Source organism: uncultured Anaerobiospirillum sp. (assembly GCF_902485895.1).
GTDB classification, from domain to species: domain Bacteria; phylum Pseudomonadota; class Gammaproteobacteria; order Enterobacterales; family Succinivibrionaceae; genus Anaerobiospirillum; species Anaerobiospirillum succiniciproducens.
In genome coordinates this window covers 1-16,030 of record NZ_CABTML010000012.1, presented here as the reverse complement: position 1 = coordinate 16,030, position 16,030 = coordinate 1, and the positions used below count along the sequence as shown (strand labels likewise).

The following is a 16,030-nucleotide window of genomic DNA, read 5'->3' as shown; positions in this document are numbered from 1 at the left end:
ATATAGTTTCTCTCAATGCATCCTACTTAACCCTGGTACTGAACAGTAATGGCTTTTGCTATTCGGAGTGTTTTTTATGCAAGACGATTTTGAGACTAGCGCATTCCCAATTGATGAGGACGCCGATCTTGATGAGATCTTGTCAGCCCTTTCTGACGATAGCAATGATACAACAGTAGCGCCAAGCCACAGTGAGGATGCACCTAAGCGCAAAGGTGTGCGCATGAGCAAGAGCACTAAAGGTACAAGGTCTAATGCATCTAAAGTACAAAGTCCACAAGCTAATAATCAGATGGACGGTGATATTTTTGATGGTGTTGTAGTGCCTCCACCACCAAGCGACTTTTACGACGATCAAGCTCCGCCGCCATATGATATGGGCATGGGTGTACCTCCATATGATAGAGGTGCTGCTCCAAATGGCCCTCAGCACTTTGGGCCGCAGGATCAGCCGGGCTTTGCTCCTCCATTGCAGCAGGGTAGTGCGCCTTATGTCCAGCATGGGGCTGTGCCTAATGTTAATCAGGGGATGGCTGGTGCTAATAGCATGGCATCGCGTCATGCTCCGATGATGGCTGAGCAACATGTGCCACCATTTAACGATTATGTTGATCCTGTAGAGTCTGCTCGTGCCTTTAGACATCATGCAAGGCAAGGCGGTGCGCCTCGTAATATGAACATGGGGCAGCAGGATGGGCCATGGCAGCAAGATCGTGGCTTTGCTCATCAAGGTGCGGCTTTTGGCATGCAAGATAGATCTTTTGGTCAAGGTGGTTTTGCACCATCAGCACCTCATGTCTCTGAGCAAGGCGGCTTTGCTCATCAGCAGCCTCCATTTGCACAGCCAGGCCGTAACTTTAATCAGATGAATGGCGCTGTTGCGCCGCAGGGCGGATTTAGCCAGCCTAGTGGTTTTAGCCAGCCTAGTGGTTTTGGCTCGCGCGGTGGGCCTTCTGGGCATGGGGCTATGCATTCTGGTCGTAACTTTGGTGCGCCGCAAGCTCCATGGCAAGGTAACGAGCCTGGGGCGTTTAATGGTGGTCAAAGAGGCATGGGAGCTCCTATGCCTGGCAATCAAGTTTTGCCACCGGAGCGTAGTGGGGTTAATGGCCTAGATCGTAATGTATCTGCAGCACAAGAGGCGGAGATCGATGCTCAGATTGTGCGTAATATGGCTGGCCCTCGTGCTAAGGCATTAAGCGTCTCTGACTTTGTGGATGTAACCCATAACTTCCTCACTAATTTAGGCGAGGTAGTTGTCTCTGGTGAAATCTCGCAGATCAGCGATCGCAACCATATGTACTTTGCACTTAAAGATCAGAACTCTAAAGTTGACTGCTTGATGTTTAGTCGAGACAGAAGAGCTCTGAACTTTATTCCAACTGAAGGACAAAAGGTCTTTGCTCAAGGCAAGAGCTCTTTGTACAAGTTGACCGGTCAATTCAAGCTCATTGTTACTAAGATGGCCTTAGCTGGTAGCGGCATGATCTTAGAGCAGTTAAGAGCACTTGAGCGTAAGCTTGAGTTAGAGGGCGTGTTTAATCGTAAGCTGCCAATGCCGCCGCTCATTCAGCGTGTGGCCATCGTAACTTCGGTGGATGGACGTGTTATTGATGATATTGCAACTAATGCTTATCGTCGTAATCCTCTAGTGGAACTTATCTTCTTAGATACCAAGGTACAAGGACAAGAGGCAGTACCACAGCTTTTAAATGCACTGTCATATGCATATGCTAATGCTGCTAAGTGGAAACTCGACGTTATTATCATCGGTCGTGGTGGTGGTTCTTTTGAGGACTTGCTGTGCTTTTCTGATGAGCGTGTGGTACGTAAGGTGGCAATGTCACCAGTGCCAATCATTTCTGCAGTAGGCCACGATGAGGATTGTCCTCTGTGCGATAGATCTGCTGACTTACGAGTAAGTACTCCAACTGCTGCAGCTGAGACTATTACTCCGATTACTCGTGATGATCTCTTAGCTTTCTTAGAAAGCCAGATTAATCGAGCTGAAGATAGTGTGCTACGTCGCATTGATAATCTGCAATCACGCTATGAGCACTTAGTTAATCGTTTAGTTAACGCTCCATTAGCAACTGACTTAGATAGACGTAAGGCAAGACTCTTTGAGCTCTTAGCTCGAATCGATCATGCTAAAGACAGGTTCTTTAATGCTCGTCGTGAGCGCTTAGATCAGTCCCAAGTTAGATTAGAGCAAGCAGCAGGTCTTGAGCGTGTGCATGATATAAGACTGCGTCTTGATAATGCCATGAACAAATTGGAGATGGTGCGCAATCAAATTAACTTTGCCAAGTCTCGTGCTTACAGTCTTACTAATGCGCTTGAGCAGCATATTGTAAATATCGACCAAAAGCTCAAGCAGGATACTTACACCTTAGATGCTAACTTGCTGCCACGTATGAGTAACGCAATTACTCATGCTATTAGTGCGCGTGAGGAGAAGCTCAATCGTGTCGATAGTTTGCTCAATTCGTACTACGATCGCGAGCTGAGCATCAAGCTTAATGACTATCAAACAAGAATCATTGCTCTTGAGTCTAAGCTAGTGACATTAGACCCGTTCTATCAGCTCAAATTAGGCCTGTCGTTTACCACTAAAGATGGCAAGCACAGCGTCAAAGGTGAAGATCTTGCAATCGGCGATACCATCATCACCTTGATGCAGGGCTACAAAGTTACTTCAAAGGTAACTGATGTACAGCCGCACAAATTTAGCAGTGAGACCATGCACGCCGAATAGACCACAGCAGCTCCGCACGAATTTCGCAGTGAGACCTGCACGCTGAATAGACTACAGTAGCGCCGCTTTATCATTGAGACTGTCACGCTGATTAGAGATCAGCTGCGCCGCATTGTGATTGCTGTCAGCAAGGTAGTATTGCGGCTGAGGTTTGCATCTTTATCGTATGTAGTTTGGTGCGGTGGGCGCTTTGATTATCGTTTTGATGAGCACTGAGCCTGGCCTCTTGCGAGTGCGGTGCTAGATTGTTGAGATGGAGGTGCTATCTGGTTGAGAGTGCGATGCTAGCTTATTGAGTGCAGGGCTCGCTGGTTGATAGCGCTTGAATTGGTTGGCTTGGGGCGTTTGGGCAAAAGGTATAACTTTATCACAATCTGAGGTGGTAGAGGGTGCGTTGGGGCAAGCTTTTGGATTTTGCTACAAAAAACAGTGAAAAGCTGAGCATGAATCTTAGATAGTGCTATTTCTTTGCTACAATTTTAAGGATCCGCTTTTTGAGCGGGAGCTGACTTTGCTTGAAAGGTGGCTGTTGCGCTGCTGTTTTGCTAGGTCAGTATGGCTTGTTTTCTTGTTGGCATAAGAAATAGCGCTCACATGAGCGACTAACTTACGTTGCGAGCTGTAAGTGTAGTAGACGATTTGTACAGTAGTTGTATGCAATAGGATAAGACCATGTGGCGCTTATCTTAGATCCTATGGATGCAAACTGCTCTATGGATGGGGGTAGAAAGGTGGAGTTTTCTATTGATAATATTCTTGCATTGCTCAATCGCAAGGAGCCTCTACCATTTGAGTTTTCTAGAGCACTGCGTACTGTAGTTAATACAGCTCACAATCGTGGTATCTATACCGTACGACTTGGCGATTTAATTAAAGCATTAAAGCTTGAGATGCCAAGCGAAATGGTGGGTGATTACAGCCGCTATTTTGATTGTGAGTATTTATACAAGCTCTTATGGCTTTTAGATAACTCTGAGGTCACCATGATTCCACCAAAGGTGCCTCGCAACATTGGTGAGAACAATGTTGTCTATCTCATGCGTAAGCCATCACTGCAGCTTGATTCAGATATTTGCAAAGTACAAGAACTCATTGCGCAAAAGAAAAGTGCGCATACCAATCGTGAGCGTGATGCTATTGCCAGAGCTCAACTTAAGCTGCACAACTACAATGTAGCTATCCGTATCTTTGAGTATTTAGGCGCTGCGCAATTACGTCCACTTGATGCCAATCAACGCTCAGTGTTAAACGAGTACATCTCTAAACTGATGCTGCCACATGACTGTGATCGACATGTGCGCTCTTTATATTCCTATGCTTGTGATTGTGGTTCTTTTAACTACCACTTTGACAATCCTAAGTATGTCTCCAAGCCTTTAGATCAAACCGCTACTGAGCAAATTCTCACTATCATCGCTAAGACGATTGCACCTTCACATCACTCTATTGATGTGCCTCAGGACTTCCCATACAAAGCTCGCCTTGAGCGTTTGTACAATCTGTACTGCCCTGATGTATACGCTGATTCAAGCACTGTAGTGCGCGAAAAGTCAGTGCGTGTACCGCTTTACGATCGTCCTTTAAGCGCTCTAACTGCAGCACAACGTCGCACTAGATTACGTAGCAAGATTGCCAGCTTTATTAGTGAGCTTGAGAAAAATGGACAGGGACAGACCAATGCTGCCGCTGCCTCTAGTAAGCATCAAGATGTTACCCCAAATCTCTATGACCGCGCTAAGCATTTACAACAGCGCATGGGTTATTCAGAGTCATTCTTAAACTCGATAAAAGAGCTTTCGATCTCATCATCCGATCGTTTGTCTAAACTCGTACACAAGCTAGATAATCAGCTTAAGAACGATCAAAAGACACGTCTGATGCTGCCTGATTTTTCGCAAACACGTCTGGTGGTGTATACCCCAAATCGCTCTCATGCAGATAACGACACACGCAAGAGTGAGTTAGTAGCTCGCGCATACAATGGCTCTGCGCGTGTAGCTAATGAGGATGCCTCATCTTTTGCGGCTATGAATGTAACTTTAGAATCTGCAGAGGGCCATTTTAAAGGCGGTAGTAAGTTTGATAGCTCTTCATCAAGCATTGTGGTGAATGATGAGCTCGTTGCCAAGCTTAAAGCTAATTTATCTAGTGAAGAGGAAATTGAAAAGCGTGGTGAGTACACTGATGCGGCCTTAATCTCTTTTAAAAACACTGTCTCCTTATTAAATGGACGCGCTAAATCAAGCGATGAGCTCGCTTTATCTTCTTTAGCTGAGCTTGCAAAAGTTGATATTTATGAGGGTGGAAAGCCTGAGTATAAGAAGGCAGCAGCCAATAAACATAAATCTAAGAGTACAGTTACTGCCGAGGTAGAAAACATTATTCTGCCAAGCTTCGGTAATACTAGTAACGATAAGCTAGATAGTCTGTCTAAAGGCTCTAAGAAAACTCAAGCATCAAAGCCTAGCCATAACTCTAAGGCACGCAAATATCGTATTGTGCCTTTTGTCTTTGATCGCTTAACTCATCTGTACCATAGCTATTTAGTATGGTCGAGCCAAAAGGATGTGGTACTCAATAACCCATCTGAGGCTCAGATCAATTTAGATGAAGACTATGGCTATAGCATTGAGCGCTTCTTAAATAATCCAATCTCTCAAGAAGAACGTTTTAATAAGATTGCCTCTTTTGAGCTTATCTTACGTAACTTCTTTGGTTATGGGCGTCTTGCTTGTGCGCTTAATAATGCGGGTGACTCAGATGCTAGTGAGCTGCAGCGTTTCTTCTCATTAACCAGTCGTGATTTTGCTCTGCTTAGTGAAGCTAATCCGCTGCCATATTTGTACTATCACAGCACCATCTACTTTGATAAGTATCTGCAGATTCCGCATACGCACTTTAACAATGAGCTCTTCTATATTGCGCTCTTGTCTAAAGAACCGTTTGCCATCAACATGTACTTAAGTCGTATTACTCGTAAGTATGGCAATCGTCTTTTGGACATTCCAAAAGAGTTCTACTCATTGCTTGCTCTGTGGCTGTTGCTCTTTCCGCAAGCTGATCAAGTGGTTGAAGCGCAAGACTTACTAAGCCTCTTAAAGACCCGTGGAGGGAGTGAACACACTCAGCTACACAATGTCTTAGTGCTGAGAGAGTTAGCTCATAGACTGTACATGTGGGTAGAGGAGCATAAGCATGATGAAGCTAAGGATTTATGCTTAAACTTAGTTGCCAATGCCTCTCCTCCAGAAAACCCAAATGCTAGCAGTGAAGATATTGCTGAGGATGCTACATATAGCGAGTATGAAGAGCTTAAGGACAAGTACGCTAAAAAGGTCTTTAACAATGCGCTAAGACTACTGCCTAAGCCAATGCTTGAGTGCGTACTACATGCTAGTGAGCTAGAAACTCAGCTATTAGATGAGTCTACAAGCTTAGTCTCAGATGTTGTAGATAAGGACAATTCACGTGTCTATATCTCAGGCTGTGCTCGTTTTGCTGATGAGTTTTTCAAGGGCAATCACTCAGCTGCATTAAAGACTGCAGCAAGCTTTATTACTGATGCAGCATCTTTGTTAGCCTCGGTCTTTGCCAAGATGTCCGACGCCCCAAACTTTAATGATTGCTTAGTGAAGTTTGATGAGTCGACACTCAATTTCATCTTCCAAAACAGCGCTAATGAAGAGATCAAATTAGGCGAGGCTTTTGATATTAATAGCCTTGAGACCGATCGCTTTGGATCTCAGGATACTGAGTTTATTCAGAACTTATGCACTGTAGGCGCAGTTCGTTATCCTGATTTAATTAAGGATATGGCCTTAAGTGCTAGCAATATCCTGAACCGCTTGGTTCCAAATCAAGAGGGTGGTGCTTTACTCACTTTATTATTGCTCTCAAGCTCTATTAGTAATGCACGTCTGTCCTCTTCGCCATTAGTGTTAAAGTATGCCCTGAAGTTTATTACTAATGTGGCGGTAGCGCTGCGAGGACTTATGAAAACTAAGTCCTTAGTTATTCCAAAAGACATGACCCGTAAGGCCTCTTTTGAGTACAGCCATGTTAATAATGGCACCAATAAGATTGAGATAACTTCGGTTAAAGACATCGATGAGCACATTATCTCTAGACTGACCTCATGCAGTATTTGCTTAAGCCTTTTAAAGTATGTAGATAAGCTCTCTGCCATTAGCAGCCAAGAAATGGATGTAGCTGTCATTAAGGATGCGGTGTGCGTGCCAAATCCTACTTTGGTTAATAACTGCTACGATAGTCATTACGACGATAAGAACTCACCTTTTATCGATGAGCATATTGGTCAGCTTTACGATGGTTTTGTTAAGCCAGTGCTGCGTACCATGCTTTGTGATGATTACTTAAGCTACTACAGCCTCAGTGCTGGCGTGGATTTATCTGAGGTCTTTGACTTTAAGGCGATTAAACGCAAGTATGCTGATAACTGTGAGTATCAGCTTGAGGGTCTATGCTTCAATCGCTTTATTATTGACTCTTATGTCTATCAAAGCGATGAGCAGCGATTTGCTGAGCTCATTGATTTTGCCTTGCATGCAGAGACTGCCTATGATTTAGGTTTTGCTGATGGCATTGAGATGGAAGGACTTAAAGAGGCAAGTGCTCTTTTTAGGGCTAATCTCAACTTACAGCTCGTACCATCCACCACCACTGCTATCTTATGCAGTAAGCTCACCTTCTTAAGAGAAAGATATAACTGCATCAAACTCATCAATATTCCAGCTGAGTTAAGAACGGCTGATGGCAATGTTCAGCATATAGACTTAACCTACACTCTTTACTGTGGATATATGGCTTTAGAGATGGTTCAATCCATCATTCCAAAGGCCGATTTAAAGGGATTAGTGCCTCTGTTAGCAAGTGAGATAGTGCGTATTCACAAAATACAGGGCTCTGATAACTGCATCCGCTTTGTCTATGAGTACTTAGCTGCTTGCTTTGAGGTGATAAAGCGAGAAGAACCAATTGATTTTAATGCTTGGTTCCAAGTAGAGGGTGATTTACAAGCCATTTTAGTGGGTGGACAAAAGCCAGCTCGTCTGCGTCCCTTGAGCGCTATGGCCTTTGGCTATGAGTGCGCCATCAATCGCTGCAGTGAACTAGATGCACGTCGCTTTACCTTACTCATGGCTAAGCTGCGCTTTATCACTTTCACAAATAGCACATCATCAGGATCTGAGCAGAACTTTAAGTCATTTGATGAGGTCGCCGGCAATATTCCAAAGCCAGTCAAGTTTGACATGGATAAGATTCGCGCCAAGATCAAAGAAAGTGAGCAAGTCCAAGCGGTAATCACTACCTTACGAGAAAAGGAAGAAGAGGAAGCTCTACGAGCTGAGCGTATTAAGCGTGTGATGGATGCCAACCGCGCAGAGGCCGCTCTCACCACCGTAAATGACGAGATCAAACAAGACCTCGAGGCCTTATCAAAAGAGCAGATTCCTGTTAAGCGAGCATCAGCCCTGGCCATTGCCATTTCTGAGGCCGCCGCTGAAGCTCTCGTCACCAAGCTTGAAATCCTCAGCGAACAAGCAGAGGCAAGCGCTAAAGATGACAGCGCATCTGCAAACAATGATGCATCCGCATCTGATGCCACAGACGCGAAAGGATCATCAGCAGACGCAAGCGACACAAGTGCATCATCTGCTGATCAAAGCGCAAGTGGCGCATCTGCTGCAGCTGATAGCGCTGCAGGCGAGCACAAGATCAATCAGATCTTGAACGCAAAGCTGCGTGAAGTGATTGGTGCAGTGGCAGTTCAAGGTACCGATGCTATGGTCTTCTCGGAGTTTAACGGTATCTGTGTAAGCCATGGTCTGCTCTCAGGCAATTATGCAATTGAGGAGATCAATAACTACACATACGATGAGTATGATGTGCCGGTTCTTGAGCTTGAGGGGGAAGGTAACGATGCGATTGTTTATATCGATACCGAACTCATTGCTCAAATGCATAGCCAATGTTCCAAAGGTAGCTAAGCAAGCGAGCTCATAAAAATAGCTCCGACCATAGCTCCATAAGCACAGCAACATGCAAGCTAGCACATACAAACTGTGAAATAGTGCTAGCTTTGCCAACACCATCTTTGGCACAGCAACATGCAAGCTAGCACATACAAACTGTGAAATAGTGCTAGCTTTTCTTGCATCATCTTAGGCACAGCAACATACAAGCTAGCACATACAAACTGTGAAATAGTGCTAGCTTTGCCGCCATCATCTTTGCCCAACTAATGGGACAAGTATCAATATAATCACTAAGTTTTGGGCTATATGTGCAAGGATGCGTGATTTTGAATGATGCTTAATGCTAGAATTGTTAGCAATCTAAGCTAGCTCGTGAGATGCTATGCTTAGTTCCATATTATTAGGTGTGTTTCAAGGGATTTCCTTTAAATGAGTCTGTTAAAGAAGACAGTGGCAGCAGCTGTTTTAACCTGCGCATCACTCTTATGTATGCCTTTTGCAGCTGCGGATGTTCGCATTGATGTTAAGAACGATACTTCTGAAGATTGCTCCGTTGCTTTCAATGCTCGCATCGATAAAACCAAGTGGCTCACCATTGGCTGGTATGTATTTGTGCCTGGTGAAGAAAGCCCTGTCATCTTAAAAGGCGCTAACGATATTCACGAGGTCTTTGTCTATCATGACTGCAGCTTAGAGCCAAGCGATCGTGATGAGGTTAAGCGCGGCTGGGTTAAGACTAACTTAAAGTTCACTGACTACATGCCAAAGGACAGAGAAGAGGGTTACCAAGAGGTTAACTTTGTACGTCTGTCCTCTCCAGCCTACACCATCTCCCCACGTAAATAGCCACAGAGCTTAGCAAGGCAGTAGGCCAGAGCGTGCATTTTGAAAGATGCAAGAGGCTATGATGCAGTCAATACAGCGCTGCAGCCTAATGTCTTTGCATGTGCGCATGTAGCAATGAAAGCTTCGTAGGCAGATAAGGCCATGGTAGCTCTAGCCTAAGGCAGCTACTTATTGAGCCTATTATGTGCAGCTATCTAGCGCTAAGAGATACGCTACAAGATGAAAAGAGCCCATCATATGATGGGCTTTTGCGTATCTTGAGGTAGCAAAATACAAAATCCAGCGAGATTTGTCGCTTTATCAAGCCTTATATGACAAAGGTCATAAGAGTATTTAGAATCCATATGCAACAATAACCATGTCGTTTGAGAAGACACCAGTTAACAAGTGCCCATTAGCTAGCTTGTAAGTCAGCTTCTGAGCTTAGGTTTAGCACTTCTGAGGTCATGGTTATGGACTATATGCTTATAGCTACTTTAATTGCTTGTGGCGTAGTTACCAATATGATGTCGGCCGTCTTTGGTATTGGCGGCGGTGTGCTGATGGTGCCGATCTTCTTGACCTTGTTCCCAATGTTTCCAATTCAGATGGTTGCAGCTACTTCACTGTCTATTGTGATTGCAACGGCCTGTATTAACCTCGTGAACTTTGTAAGACTGCGCATCCCACTTAGCTATAAGAGCCTTGCCTTTTGGTGTGTTGCCATGATTGTTGGCGTTCAGGCAGGCTTTGAGCTGTCTTTTTATGTGCAGCGCGAATACATCGTAGGCTTCTTTGTGCTTACTATGTTAGTCCTCTCCATTAAGACCTTCTTAAAACGACCAGGTCCAGAAAAGGAGTCTGCAAATCCAACAAAAAGTGAGACTGCTAAAGGTACTTGTTATTGCGCTTTAGGCGGTGCCATAGCTGGCTTCACTGGTATTGGCGGTGGCTCCATTATGGCTCCACTCATCAATCAGCTGAACTTTGTTACCAAAAAGCAGGTTCCGGTATACACCAACTACATGATGGTGATCGGTGGTCTTGGCTCTATGTACGGCTACATCACTAAGCCAATTGATTATGTAGCTGAGGGCATGTGGCAGCTTGGTTATATCAACCTTACCGTAGTGATGACTGTGGTGGCAGCCTCATTTGTAACCTCATTCTTCTCTATTCGTATTTCGCGCTTATTATCTCCGAAACTTGCCAATATCATCCTTGGCTGCATTCTCTTATCTATCGGCATCTACACTTTTGCCTTAGAGATTCTGTGCTAACTTGTAATCCAACAAAGATAAGAACAGCTCTCATAATGCCCGTGATACAAGATACGTATAAACAAGGCCACAGGCAAAATAAGCAACTAGCACCGCAAGCTGGAAGCAGAGCGCATGAGCCTACGTAGCGCACTTGGGTCAATAAGCTCAGCAGCGCCGTAGGCAGTGTCCTACGCAGCAACCTACACAACGCAGCAAGCGTCTAGGCCAAGAAATCAAGGCAACGGCAAGTGCCTAAGCAAAGGATCTAGGCTGTGCAGCTTTAGCCTAAGCAAAGAATCTAGGCAGCGTCAAAGCGATGCAGCATAGTGTGCGCATAAGCAGTATCAAGATGAACGTTGATAGGCATAAGAATATTGCTTTCATGCAGCACAAGTCGTTGATAATGCTGTGTTAATGCATGCTAAAAGTAGGTAAGTGCTAAAACAAGCTCAACAGGGTAGATAGCTAACCAGAGCTGGCGTAGCTTGTTCTTTTGGAAGTGTACAGTACTGTGAGGGATACATAGCTTCAACTAGATCAAGGTAGGTATGATGTTAGTACAAAATGTTATTGGATCTTTTGATTAATGAGCATGCATGCTTGTTAGATCACTAAATTTACTCTTGCAGCATAGCGCTATGCCTATATACTAATGACAGTCTGTACATAAGACAGTATTTGAGTGTGAGTGATTACAAGAGCACAAGCTTTGGCTATGTTTTCTTGTCTATGAATGTCGGTTGAACTATGACGCTAGAAAAGAGCGATATTAAAGTTAACGTTACTACTTTAGACCCCTCATTTTTGCAGTCACTTAAGTCCTGCGATGTAAGTGTTTGTGAAAACTTAACTAAGGGCAGCTATCTTTACCATCAAGGTGATACTGCAGATGCATTTTTCTTTGCTGAGTCAGGACTGATTGGTCTATACCATGTTGTTGACAACGGTAAGGAAAGTCTGATTCGTCTATACGAAAGCGGACAGTTCTTTGGCTATAGAACTTGGTTTTCTAGTCAAAAAACTTATCATTGCTCAGCCAAGATGTTAATTCCTGCAAAGGTATGGCGCATTACTCCATATGGCAGCAATTTTTTAGCTGATAATACCGATCTCATGGAGCATTTCATGGCTGCAATTTCAGATGAGCTTGCTAATGCCGAAAGCCGTCTGGCCCATATGTCATACGATAAGAGCTTAACACGAGTCTCCGATGCTCTTAACTTCTTGAAAACTCGTTATCCCATGTACCCATGGTCATACCGTGAGGTAGCAGAGTTTGCCGGATGCGAAACCGAAACTGCTATTCGTATTGCCCGTAAGCTCATCAAGGAAGGCAAGCTACCAGAGCCAACGAAGTAGCAAACCCCTTAAATACTCATATTGTGATTGCTGATAATTGCTCCTGCAGCGCCGCGCCATCGCACCGTTCTATCGCGCTGCACTATCGTGCTGCTTCATTGCGCTGCAAGCACCCCTCAGCGACTAAGGCTAATTGCTAACGAGCCCTGCAAAACCACCTCAAAAAGCGCCTTCACAGTCTCATAGGCTCGACACTACGCAGCTTAATGTACAGCACATCCTTGCAAGCTCATGATTCAAACTAAAGCTCATTAGCTAAACTAAAGATCATGAGCCAAAGAAAAGATCATGAGTAAGCTTACGCATTGCCTCTAAGTATCTGGCCTTTTGTTTTAGCCTTGCATGCCGCTAAGGATAGCTGCAGCGTGTTGTAGTTTAGGTAGACGAGCAGCAAAGAAGTTCTTAAAGGCAGCGCATCTGATGTTGACGTTGTTTTCTCTTTCACGTACGCAACCGCCACGACAGAGCTTAAAGTAGTCGCACTTGAGGCATGAGCCGTTTTCAATGCGTGAGGTGTTTATAAATTGCTGAGCCCTTTGACAGTTCATGATCTGAGCAAGAGTATTATCTTTAAGATCGCCGAGCACAAAGTCATCGTGGGCATAGAAATCACATGGATAGACCTTGCCTGATGCTTCAATAACATTCTGAATACGGCATACACCCGTCATATTGCAGGCGTTGATCTCCATATTGAGCAAAAGTGCAATATAGTTTTCGATATGCCTAATAGAGACGTATTCGCCTTTGTTGATGAGATCATCATAGAAGAGGTCAAAGACCTTGACCAAAAACTCACTATAGGCCTCATCTGACAAGAAGCGCTTGCCATCAGATACCGCTGACGCGTCTTTAGCTGCATCGCTAGCGCATGAAGCTGGCGTATTAGAAGCAACTTCGAGAGCTGTGGCATTATCTGCACAGCCACAAGAGTGGGATGCATGATTGGCTGCACCTAATGAGCTGTTACTTGCGCAGCTGCAGTCGTGGTAGTGCTCTGCTTGCTCAACTGCTTTAAATGGAATGGCACTTGGCTTGGGGTCAGTGGTGCATGGATGCGGTGGCATGGCAGCAAATGCGTCAAGACAGGCAATAAACTGAATATTGTAGAAGCCGTGATCTTTGTAAAAGGCATAGACCTCTGTAATATGCTTAACCACAATATCGGTGACCACACATAAGATGTTGAACTCAGCATGGTAGCGGCGTAAGAGCTCAATGCCTTTCATGACCTCGTCAAAGGAGCCTCGGCCGTTTTTGTAAAAGCGCATCGCATCATGGACATGAGCAGGGCCATCTAAGGAGACACCAAAGAAAAAGTGGTTGGCGGTAAGCAATGAGACTAGCTCCTCGCTTAAGCGACAGGCATTAGTCTGAATACTATTGAATACCGGAACACGACCATTAAACTTAGCAAAAGCGCGTTGCTGCTCTTCAATTACCGCCTTAAAAAACTCGACACCAGCTAGAGTAGGTTCACCGCCTTGAAACAAGAAACTTATTGAGTGCTCACCATCCATGATCTTAATATCAGAGCCATTGTCAGCAGTAGCTGCGCCATTGGCAGTCACCTGAGTGCCTTCCTTGCCATTTGACTCTTGAATAAAGTACTCAGCGGCTCTATCCATCAAGAGAGATAACACTTCACGGGTCATCTTGCGTGGTTTATCGTGCTGATGAGTTGCCAAATCAAGATAGAAGCAATACTCACATTCTAAATTGCACAGTGAAGAGACTGGTTTCACTAAAAACTGCAGGTGGGCCATGAGTGTCTCCGATGGTCAAAATGACAAAAGCGGTCACGAAAGAGTGACCTTAAAGGCAACAACAGCAATGCTGTGGCAATGCAGGGGCAATGTCTGTGCGGCAAAGGCGTGCAGCTATTAAAACACAGATAGAGCCCTTAATTAAGGGTCAGACGACGACAAATACAACCCAATCTCCCTTGATAAAATCATTTCAAAGCCAAGATCTTTTGCTCTGTTACTGTGGCGATGTAATGAGCCATGGCAGATTACTGATCCTGGCAGAGTACTGATCCTGACTGATTACTGTGCCTAGGCAGACTCCTGAGCCCTGCCGATTACTGTACCTTACCAGACTGTTGTGTATGGGCAGATTGCTGGTCCTTGCTGATTACTGGGCCTGGGATGATTGCTGTTGTTGTGTGTCTAGATAAGAAAGCCCAGAGCGATTAATCGATCTGGGCTTTGGGTAGTTGCACTGAGTAAGAGGTCTACTCAGAGTTATTAAGAAAAGGAATTAGTCCTCGATGGTTGGGCGAGTGTGCTCAGCCTTCTCAATCCATGCAAGCAGGCGCTCACGCATCTCAAGCTTAATGTCCTTATAAGCTGGATCTGCAATGAGGTTATTGAGCTGATATGGATCCTTGTCAAGATCGTAGAGGAAGTCATCACGGTAAAGATCAGCTGAGCCCTTCTCACCGCCGTTAACGCCTGGAGCGTAGACTGAGTAAGTGTACTTGTCTGTACGTAGGCAACGGCCGATACGGCTTTCAGAGATCTGAGCAAAAGCTTCTTGCTTACGGCTTGGATCCTTGTGCTCAACTACGTCGATGAGGTCTTCACCAATCATCTTGTCGCCAACATTAACACCGGCTAAGGATAAGATGGTCTTTGGCAGAGAGTCGGTTGAAACTACGTCATCTAAGCTAATGCCACCCTTGTATGGGCCGCCAGCGATAACTAAAGGTACGCGCAGGCAAGCATCGTGGCAGGAGCGCTTGTAATCATCGTAGCCGTTTAAGTGAGCATCGGTGTTACGGGTCTTGAAGTGAGAGCCGTGGTCAGAGGCAAAGATGATAACGGTGTTATCGTAGATACCCTCATCCTTTAATTTCTGAACGAGACGGCCTAAGTTCTCATCTAATGATGCGCACTGACCTAAGTAATCTGGATATTCCTCAGCAGCATTGCCCTTTAATACTTCAAGATCGTGTGGCAATGTGAAGTTCTTGTACTTCTCCTTAGAACCATTTGGACCTTCGTAGTGAGCGTGATCGTTCTGGTGATGTGGCTCAATTTGAGAAATGGTCATGAAGAAAGGCTTGGACTTGTCGCGCACTGCAAAGAAGTCTAAGGCCATGTCGGTGATGCAATCTGGACGGTAGCCCTTAAAGTCGATCTGATTGTTGTTCTCGTCGAACACAAAGCCATCATAGCCGTGAGAGGTAAACTCTAATACGTCAGCGGCACGCCAGAAACCAGTATAGCCACCACGGTACTCCTTAGGAATAGCGGTAACAGTGTGGTCTACAGTAGGCTTTTGCTCAAGCTCGCCTTCAGAGGCTAAGTGCCACTTACCGATGTAGGCAGTCTCATAACCGGCCTCTTCGATGTAGTTAGCCAGGGTCTTAACGTCATGAGGCAGCATCTTGTTGTTTCTAAAGCAGTTGGTGTCGGTGGCGTACTTACCGGTTTGGAACAGAGCACGGCATGGACCACAAACTGGCTGTGGGGAGAAAGCCTTGTTGAACTTTACACCCTCAGATGCAAGCTTATCTAAGTTTGGGGTGATGTTAAGAGGTTGACCAAAGCATCCGCAGGTGTCGGCACGCTGCTGATCGGTGAAGTAGAAAATAATGTTTGGACGAGTTACTTGGCTCATAGTCATTCCCTTTGCAATGCCTTACTTACGCACCGTGAATTGCTCCAGCCAAATCTTACGATTATGGCGTGAGCTTCATGGCGTCGTTGCGCCAAATCTCATACGGTTAACAAGTTACCCATATCGGCTGAAACACGCAGCCGCTATCAAATAGCTTCTTTACAGAAGCATTTTTGAATACTTTTCTAATGATATTAATCTTA

Annotated in this window: 7 protein-coding genes; 5 read left to right on the top strand and 2 right to left on the bottom strand. The window is 45.0% G+C overall.

Annotated elements, in window-relative coordinates:
- Window positions 1–76 precede the first annotated feature (76 nt).
- The 5 genes from xseA (at window position 77) to RDO37_RS01255 (ending at window position 12,200) form a co-directional block, all read left to right on the top strand.
- Window positions 77–2,758 (top strand): exodeoxyribonuclease VII large subunit, encoded by a 2,682-nt coding sequence (gene xseA / locus RDO37_RS01275; protein ID WP_308497842.1) that lies wholly within the window; start codon window positions 77–79, stop codon window positions 2,756–2,758.
- 674 nt (window positions 2,759–3,432) lie between these two features.
- The gene (locus tag RDO37_RS01270; protein ID WP_308497841.1) at window positions 3,433–8,766 is read left to right on the top strand and encodes a hypothetical protein; all 5,334 of its coding nucleotides are present in this window, start codon (window positions 3,433–3,435) and stop codon (window positions 8,764–8,766) included.
- A gap of 417 nt (window positions 8,767–9,183) precedes the next feature.
- The gene (locus RDO37_RS01265) at window positions 9,184–9,600 is read left to right on the top strand and encodes a hypothetical protein (protein WP_273319682.1); all 417 of its coding nucleotides are present in this window, start codon (window positions 9,184–9,186) and stop codon (window positions 9,598–9,600) included.
- A 452-nt stretch (window positions 9,601–10,052) separates the two neighbouring features.
- A complete protein-coding gene (locus RDO37_RS01260; RefSeq protein WP_281710106.1) occupies window positions 10,053–10,859 on the top strand; it encodes a sulfite exporter TauE/SafE family protein in 807 nt (268 codons plus the stop codon).
- 729 nt (window positions 10,860–11,588) lie between these two features.
- Entirely contained in the window at window positions 11,589–12,200 is a 612-nt protein-coding gene (locus tag RDO37_RS01255; protein WP_308497840.1) for a Crp/Fnr family transcriptional regulator, read from the top strand.
- Between the two features lie 332 nt (window positions 12,201–12,532).
- On the opposite strand, the gene RDO37_RS01250 is transcribed toward RDO37_RS01255, so the two are convergent.
- Together RDO37_RS01250 and RDO37_RS01245 are read right to left on the bottom strand one after the other, a co-directional pair.
- The gene (locus RDO37_RS01250; protein ID WP_308497839.1) at window positions 12,533–13,966 is read right to left on the bottom strand and encodes an SPASM domain-containing protein; all 1,434 of its coding nucleotides are present in this window, start codon (window positions 13,964–13,966) and stop codon (window positions 12,533–12,535) included.
- A gap of 496 nt (window positions 13,967–14,462) precedes the next feature.
- Window positions 14,463–15,827, bottom strand: coding sequence for a sulfatase-like hydrolase/transferase (locus tag RDO37_RS01245; protein WP_308497838.1), 1,365 nt, complete (start codon window positions 15,825–15,827; stop codon window positions 14,463–14,465).
- Between the last annotated feature and the right edge of the window lie 203 nt (window positions 15,828–16,030).

Excerpts from the sequence above, each read along its gene's own strand:
- xseA (WP_308497842.1), top strand. The coding sequence starts at position 77 with ATGCAAGACGATTTTGAGACTAGCGCATTCCCAATTGATGAGGACGCC.
- RDO37_RS01265 (WP_273319682.1), top strand. The coding sequence starts at position 9,184 with ATGAGTCTGTTAAAGAAGACAGTGGCAGCAGCTGTTTTAACCTGCGCA.
- RDO37_RS01260 (WP_281710106.1), top strand. The coding sequence starts at position 10,053 with ATGGACTATATGCTTATAGCTACTTTAATTGCTTGTGGCGTAGTTACC.
- RDO37_RS01255 (WP_308497840.1), top strand. The coding sequence starts at position 11,589 with ATGACGCTAGAAAAGAGCGATATTAAAGTTAACGTTACTACTTTAGAC.
- RDO37_RS01250 (WP_308497839.1), bottom strand. The coding sequence starts at position 13,966 with ATGGCCCACCTGCAGTTTTTAGTGAAACCAGTCTCTTCACTGTGCAAT.
- RDO37_RS01245 (WP_308497838.1), bottom strand. The coding sequence starts at position 15,827 with ATGAGCCAAGTAACTCGTCCAAACATTATTTTCTACTTCACCGATCAG.